The organism is Desulfobacterales bacterium (assembly GCA_021647905.1).
GTDB lineage: Bacteria > Desulfobacterota > Desulfobulbia > Desulfobulbales > BM004 > JAKITW01.
Genome location: JAKITW010000035.1, coordinates 20,485 through 27,067 on the forward strand (window position 1 = coordinate 20,485; position 6,583 = coordinate 27,067).

The 6,583-nt window shown below is 61.8% G+C and carries 3 protein-coding genes; 2 read left to right on the plus strand and 1 reads right to left on the minus strand.

Annotation, left to right across the window (positions count from 1 at the left end; translation table 11 throughout):
* Together L3J03_06855 and gdhA are read left to right on the plus strand one after the other, a co-directional pair.
* Complete coding sequence (locus L3J03_06855) at positions 1 to 2,976, plus strand: phosphoenolpyruvate synthase/pyruvate phosphate dikinase (protein ID MCF6290695.1); 2,976 nt, start codon at positions 1 to 3, stop codon at positions 2,974 to 2,976.
* Positions 2,973 to 4,322 carry an NADP-specific glutamate dehydrogenase gene (gene gdhA, locus L3J03_06860; protein ID MCF6290696.1) on the plus strand — a complete coding sequence of 450 codons (1,350 nt, stop codon included), beginning with the start codon at positions 2,973 to 2,975 and terminating at the stop codon, positions 4,320 to 4,322. Before L3J03_06855 ends, gdhA begins: the two co-directional genes overlap by 4 nt.
* Before the next feature lie 96 nt (positions 4,323 to 4,418).
* On the opposite strand, the gene L3J03_06865 is transcribed toward gdhA, so the two are convergent.
* Entirely contained in the window at positions 4,419 to 6,371 is a 1,953-nt protein-coding gene (locus L3J03_06865; GenBank protein ID MCF6290697.1) for an FAD-dependent oxidoreductase, read from the minus strand.
* Between the last annotated feature and the right edge of the window lie 212 nt (positions 6,372 to 6,583).

Consider the following 6,583-nt stretch of genomic DNA (forward strand, 5'->3'; position numbering starts at 1 on the left):
ATGACCCACCCCCTGCCCCAGCCCATCACCTACGACGCCAAGTTCAAGGTATACCATGAGTTGATGGCCAAGCGGATCCTGGAGATCCTCCTGGTGCTCAGCCCGTTCGACGCCTTTATCATGGAAGAGGACGACAGCCTCGCCTCCCGGATCGTCAACGAATACCAGGGGCTGAACCTGACCCGGCCGCCGCGGACCACCCGGGTCGCCTCGGCCGGCGAGGCCCTGGCCGCGGTGCGGAACCGTCATTTCGACATGGTGATCACCATGCCCCAGGTGGGCGAGATGGATTGTTTCGCCCTGGGGCTGGAGATCAAGAAGATCCACCCCCGGCTGCCGGTCATCCTCCTGGCCCACCGCTTGAGCGGACTGGTCCGGGACCCGGAGCAGACCACCCTGCCGGGAATCGATTACTTCTATATCTGGTCGCCCAACCCGGCCCTGCTGCTGGCCCTGATCAAGAGCCTGGAAGACCGGCTCAACGTCAATACCGACACCCGCCTCGCCATGGTCCGGGTCCTCCTGCTGGTTGAGGATTCGCCCCATTACCGCTCCTTTTTCCTGCCGCTGATCTACCGGGAGGTGGTGCAACAGACCCAGGCGGTGCTGGGCGAGACCTTGAACGAGGAGCACCGGATCCTCAAGATGCGGGCCCGGCCCAAGATCCTGGTGGCGGAGAGCTATGAACAGGCCCTGGCCCTGTTTCGCCGCTTTCGGCCCTATCTGTTCGGCATTATCTCGGATACCCGCTTTCGCAAATCAGGCAAGCCGGACGACCGGGCCGGGCTGAAACTCCTGGCCCATGTCCGTAAAAAGGTGGCGGACATGCCCCTGCTCCTGCTCAGTTCAGACCCGGGCAACCGGGAACCGGCCCTGGAAATCCCGGCCGTGTTCATGGACAAGAGCGCCCCCGGGCTCCAGGAGGGGCTGCACGACTTTTTCCTCAACCATCTCGGGTTCGGCGATTTCGTCTTCCGCCTGCCCGACGGCACTGAAATCGACCGGGCCGAGAATCTCGCCGCCCTTGAGGCAAAACTGGCGGCCATCCCGGCCGAGAGCCTTCTCTACCATGCCGGCCGCAACCATTTTTCCAACTGGGTCATGGCCCGCTCTGAAATAGACCTGGCTGCCAACCTGCACCGGGACCGGCTCAACCGGTTGACCGATCCCGGGGAAATGCGGCGCGAGATCATCGACCAAGTCCATACCCTGCGCCGGCTCCGCCAGCAGGGGGTGGTGGCCCAGTACAATCCCAGGAGTTACGATCCCGAGATCATGGATTTCGTCAAGATCGGCACCGGTTCAATGGGCGGCAAGGCCCTGGGCCTGGCCTTCATGGCCATGGTCCTGGCCAGGCAGCAGGAACTTGGCGAACAATTCCCGGACCTGCCGATCCGGATCCCCAAGACCCTGGTCATCACCACCAACGGCTTTGACGCCTTTATGGAGCATAACCAACTCACCGCCCCCTTCCCGGCCACCCCGGACGAGGAAATCGCGGCCCGCTTCCTGGCCGCGGAGATGCCCGGCTGGCTGACCGAGTTGCTCGCCTCTTTCCTGGCCCAGGTCCGGGCGCCGCTCACGGTCCGCTCGTCAAGCATCCTTGAAGACGCCCATTTCAGGCCATTTGCCGGACTCTACTCAACCTATATGCTGGCCAACAACCAGCCCGGATTCGCCCGGCGGCTGGCCCAACTGCTCGATGCGGTCAAACTGGTATTTGCCTCCACCTATTTTGCCGGTCCCCGGGCCTTTGCCCGCACCATCCATCCCTCCGGCCGGCGGGAAGGGATGGCGGTCATCGTCCAGGTGTTGGCCGGCCGCGATCATGGCGAGTTCTTCTATCCGGCCATCTCGGGAACGGCCCAATCCTATAACTATTACCCGGTGGGGCCGATGCGGCCCGAGGACGGAATCGTCAACCTGGCCCTGGGATTCGGCAAAACCGTGGTCGAGGGCGAACAGAGCCTGCGGTTCTCGCCCGCCTATCCCGAGCACCTGCCCCAGTTCTCCACCGTGGATGATATGCTGGCCAACAGCCAGCGATACTTTTACGCCCTGCGACTGCAAGACCCTCTGCCGGAACTCCGTTTCAGTGCCAACGCCAATCTGGAAAGACGACTGCTGAGCCGGGCCGCAACCGAAGCGCCGGTGGCCGCCCTGACCAGCGCCTACCTCCCGGACGAACACCGGATCAGGGACAGCGGCACCGGCGGCATCCGGGTGTTGACCTATGCCCGGATCCTCAAGCACAAGCTGCTGCCCCTGCCCGAACTGCTCACCGAGGTGCTGGGCCTGGCCCGCACCGGCATGGGCTGTGCGGTGGAGATTGAATTCGTGGTTGAACTGCCCGACGCAGGGAACACGGGCGCCTTTTACCTCCTGCAGACCCGGCCGATCGCCGCTGGCGGAAAAACCGCGCCGGTGCGGATTGGCGAGCAGGAAAAAAAACAGGCCTTCTGCGTCTCAAGCCAGGCCCTGGGCAACGGCGAACTGGAGGACATCGCCGATATCGTCCAGGTGCGGCTGGACTCGCCCGAGGCCGGCGCCAACAAACAGGCGGCCCGGGAGATAGCCAAATTCAACAGCCGGCTGCTCAAGGAAGAACGGCCCTATCTTTTAATCGGACCGGGCCGCTGGGGCTCGGCCGACCCCTGGCTGGGGATCCCGGTCCAGTGGCAGGATATCTCCGGGGTCGGGGTCATGCTCGAACACCGGAGCCGCCACTTTTCCGCCGATCCTTCCCAGGGCACCCATTTCTTCCAGAATATCACCGCCATGGGGATCCCCTATTTCACCATCAATGAAAAAAAACCGAAAAAAGGCGATTTTTTCGACTGGCAGTGGCTGGCCCGCCAGCCGGCCCATGTCGAGACCGGATTAATCCGCCATATCCGCTTCAAGACCCCCTTTACCATCAAAATCGACGGCAGCACCTCCCACGGCATCATGTACATGAAGAGGAGAAAATCATGAACGACATCATGGAGTTGATCACCACCAGGGACCCCGGCCAGAAGGAGTTTCACCAGGCCGTACATGAGGTGTTGGAATCGGTGAAACCGGTGCTGGATCGCAACCGGGAATACCGGCAGGCCGGAATGCTGGAGCGGATCGTCGAACCGGAGCGGGTGATTCTCTTCCGGGTGCCCTGGATGGATGACCAGGGTCAGGTCCGGGTAAACCGGGGGTTCCGGGTGGAGATGAACAGCGCCCTTGGTCCCTATAAGGGGGGACTGCGCTTCCACCCCTCGGTCAACCTGGGGATCATGAAATTCCTTGCCTTTGAGCAGGTGTTCAAGAACAGCCTGACCACCCTGTCCATGGGCGGCGGCAAGGGCGGTTCCGACTTCAACCCCAAGGGGCGATCGGACGCCGAGGTGATGCGCTTCTGTCAGAGCTTCATGGCTGAACTCTTCCGCCATATCGGGGCCAACACCGATATTCCGGCCGGCGATATCGGGGTGGGGGCCCGGGAGATCGGCTTTCTCTTCGGCATGTACAAGAAACTGAAAAACGAATTTACCGGGGTGCTGACCGGCAAGAGCCTGGCCTGGGGCGGCAGCCTGATCCGGCCCCAGGCCACTGGCTACGGGGCGGTCTATTTTGCCGCCGAGATGCTGGCCACCCGTGCTGAAACCATGGCCGGCAAGACCTGCCTGGTCTCGGGCAGCGGCAACGTGGCTCAGTACACCGCGGAAAAAATCCTGGAGCTGGGCGGCAGGGTGGTGACCATGTCCGACTCCTCGGGGATGATCCTTGACGAACAGGGGCTGGACCGGGAAAAACTCGACCTTATAATGGAACTCAAAAATATCCGCAGGGGCCGGATCAAGGAGTATGTCGACCATTATCCCGGCGCGGTCTACACCGAGGCTGACCCGGGCCTGGATTACAACCCGCTCTGGGATGTCCCGGCCGGCTGCGCCTTTCCCTGCGCCACGGAAAACGAGATCAACGGCCGCGATGCGGAAAACATGGTCAAAAACAGGATCAGCCTGGTCAGTGAAGGCGCCAACATGCCGGCCACCCCCGAGGCGGTCAACATCTTTCTCGAACACGGGCTTCTCTACGCACCGGGCAAGGCGGCCAATGCCGGCGGGGTGGCGGTGTCCGGCCTGGAAATGGCCCAGAACTCGATGCGGCTCCACTGGCCCCGGGAAGAGGTGGACAACCGGCTCAAGCAGATCATGCACTCCATCCACCACACCTGCCTGGAGGCGGCGGCCGAATACGGCGAGCCCGGCAACTACCTGGTCGGCGCCAACATTGCCGGCTTTATCAAGGTGGTGGATGCGATGCTCGACCAGGGGCTGGTCTGAGCTTTTTCCGCCGGGCCTTCCCCACTGGCCAAAGAAATACTTGCCAGGAATCTCGCGGGCGGCACAGGATGTCGGCCCTCCCCTGCCGGTAACCGGTTAAAGCGCCAGGGCCGCTTCGGTGCCGCTTCTGAGAGCAGCGCCAAGATTTGCCGGGACAGCGGCGTCGCCCACGGCAACCACCTGCCTGATTTTACCGGCAAGTGCCGCCAGGAGCGTGTTCTCGGGCACACTGTTAATTGCCAGGATAACATTGTCCGCCGCCAGGAAACGCCCTTGACCCTGTTTGTCGATGAGATGGACCCCTTTTTTCTCAAGGGCCACCAGCCGGGTTTCGGTCAGAATGGTTACCTCTTTTTCCTGGAGCCGGGCCAGCAGCCGCTGCCTGGGAATTTTTTTCATCCTGGCAAGTACCTCCGGCAGGATCTCAACGATGGTAACCCGGCGGTCCGGACCGGCAAGCCAGTCCGCGGTTTCGCAGCCCAGGTCGCTGCCGCCGATAATAACCAGCCGCCGGCCGAGTGGCGGCTTTGCCCGGTAAACCGTCCGGGCATCATAAACCTGGCTCCCATCGATGCCGGGAACCGGGAGGCGCCCCGGCCGGGACCCGCAGGCCACGATCACCACATCCGGGGCATGGGCAACAATTGATTCCTGCTCGGCAACCTGCCCGGTCCGTACGCATACCGTGCCAGCGGCCAGACGGTGTTGCAGATAACGCAGCACCTCGGTCATCTCCTCCTTATAGGGCGCCAGATGGGCCAGTCTGATCTGACCGCCGAGCTGGTCCTGTTCCCATAACTCCACCGCATGGCCCCGCTGGTCGGCAATTATTGCCGCCTGGATGCCGCTGGGCCCGCCGCCGACCACCAGCACCTTCTTTTTCTCGGTCGCCGGCCTGATCTGCCAGAGATATTCCTGGCCGGCAAAGGGATTAACGCTACAGCAGCGGCCGATGCCCCGCACCCCCTTGTCGGCGCAGTCTTCCAGGCAGTAGACACACCCCCTGATATCGCTGAACCGGCCGGCAGCCGCCTTGCCCGGCAGGTCCGGGTCAGCGACCAGGGCCCTGGCCATGGCAACAAAATCCGCCTTGCCCTGGCCGATAATTGCATCGGCCAGGGCCGGGGTGTTTATCTTGCCGATCGCAACAACCGGGATGGTGACCGCGCCCTTTATCCGGGTTGCCAGGTCGACCAGCGGGCCAGGCCCGCTGTCGTGACCGGGAATGGTCACGAATTTGCTGGACTTGTTGCCGCCGTTGGCGACAATGGCGTCAGCGCCGGACCTTTCCACCAGAACGGCAATCGCCAGGGCCTCATCCACTCCCAGGCCGTGTGACACGTATTCATCGCAGACCAGCTTGACCATGACCGGAAACCGCCGGCCAGCGGCGATCTTTACCTTTTGAATCAGGCGGCACAGGAAACGGGCCCGGTTCTCGACCGAACCACCCAGTTCATCGGTCCGCCTGTTCAACAAAGGGGAAAGGAGCTGGGCGATCAGGTCACCGTAGCTTGCCTGGATCTCCACGCCGTCATAGCCAAGCTCTTTAGCGCTTGCCGCGCCATCGGCCATGATCTCAAGAATCTCCGTTGCCTCGATCAGGGACATGCCGTTGGCCAGGGACACCTTCCAGTTACCGCCCTTTTTCCTGGCCCCGGGAGTCCCTTGGGCAACAGTTCTTTCCTTGGGATAGTTGAGCTGCATAAAGACCCTGGCACCCTGGCCATGGATGACGGCAACCAGTTCCCGCACACTCTCGGCATATTCAGGCCGGTCAATCCGCAATTCATGGGGACCCTTATAGGCCCGGGGGTAATCAAGACAGGGGCAGTCCAGAACAATAAGGCCGACCCCGCCTTCTGCCCGAGCCCGGTAAAACTCCAGCATCCTGGGGTTGACCCGGCTTTCAGTGGCGTACTTGGTGGGGTAAAGGGGCATGATGATTCTGTTCCGAAGGGAACACTCGTTGATGGCGGCTGGTGAGAAAAGATTGGCAAAGTCCATTTTAAGCGTCTCCCGCGGCCACCGCTCCGGGCCGGCCGCCATTTATGACTGCACTCCGTGGTTTACCTTTGCCTTAGCGCGTCAACATGGACCTGTCAAGAAGCTGTCCCCCTGTCTGCTTAGCCTCGTGCCCATCCAGAAATGGCCCTTTCGCCCAATCTCGGCGTCATGCTCAAAAAATAATCCTCGTAATATCATTTATATGACTCCGGTTATTTTTTTCGCGATCCTTGATCTTGAACGAAATTGCTCAT

Bases quoted from the DNA above. Each gene is read 5' to 3' on its own strand.
- L3J03_06865 (MCF6290697.1), bottom strand. From the start codon at position 6,371: ATGGCGGCCGGCCCGGAGCGGTGGCCGCGGGAGACGCTTAAAATGGAC.
- gdhA (MCF6290696.1), top strand. From the start codon at position 2,973: ATGAACGACATCATGGAGTTGATCACCACCAGGGACCCCGGCCAGAAG.
- L3J03_06855 (MCF6290695.1), top strand. From the start codon at position 1: ATGACCCACCCCCTGCCCCAGCCCATCACCTACGACGCCAAGTTCAAG.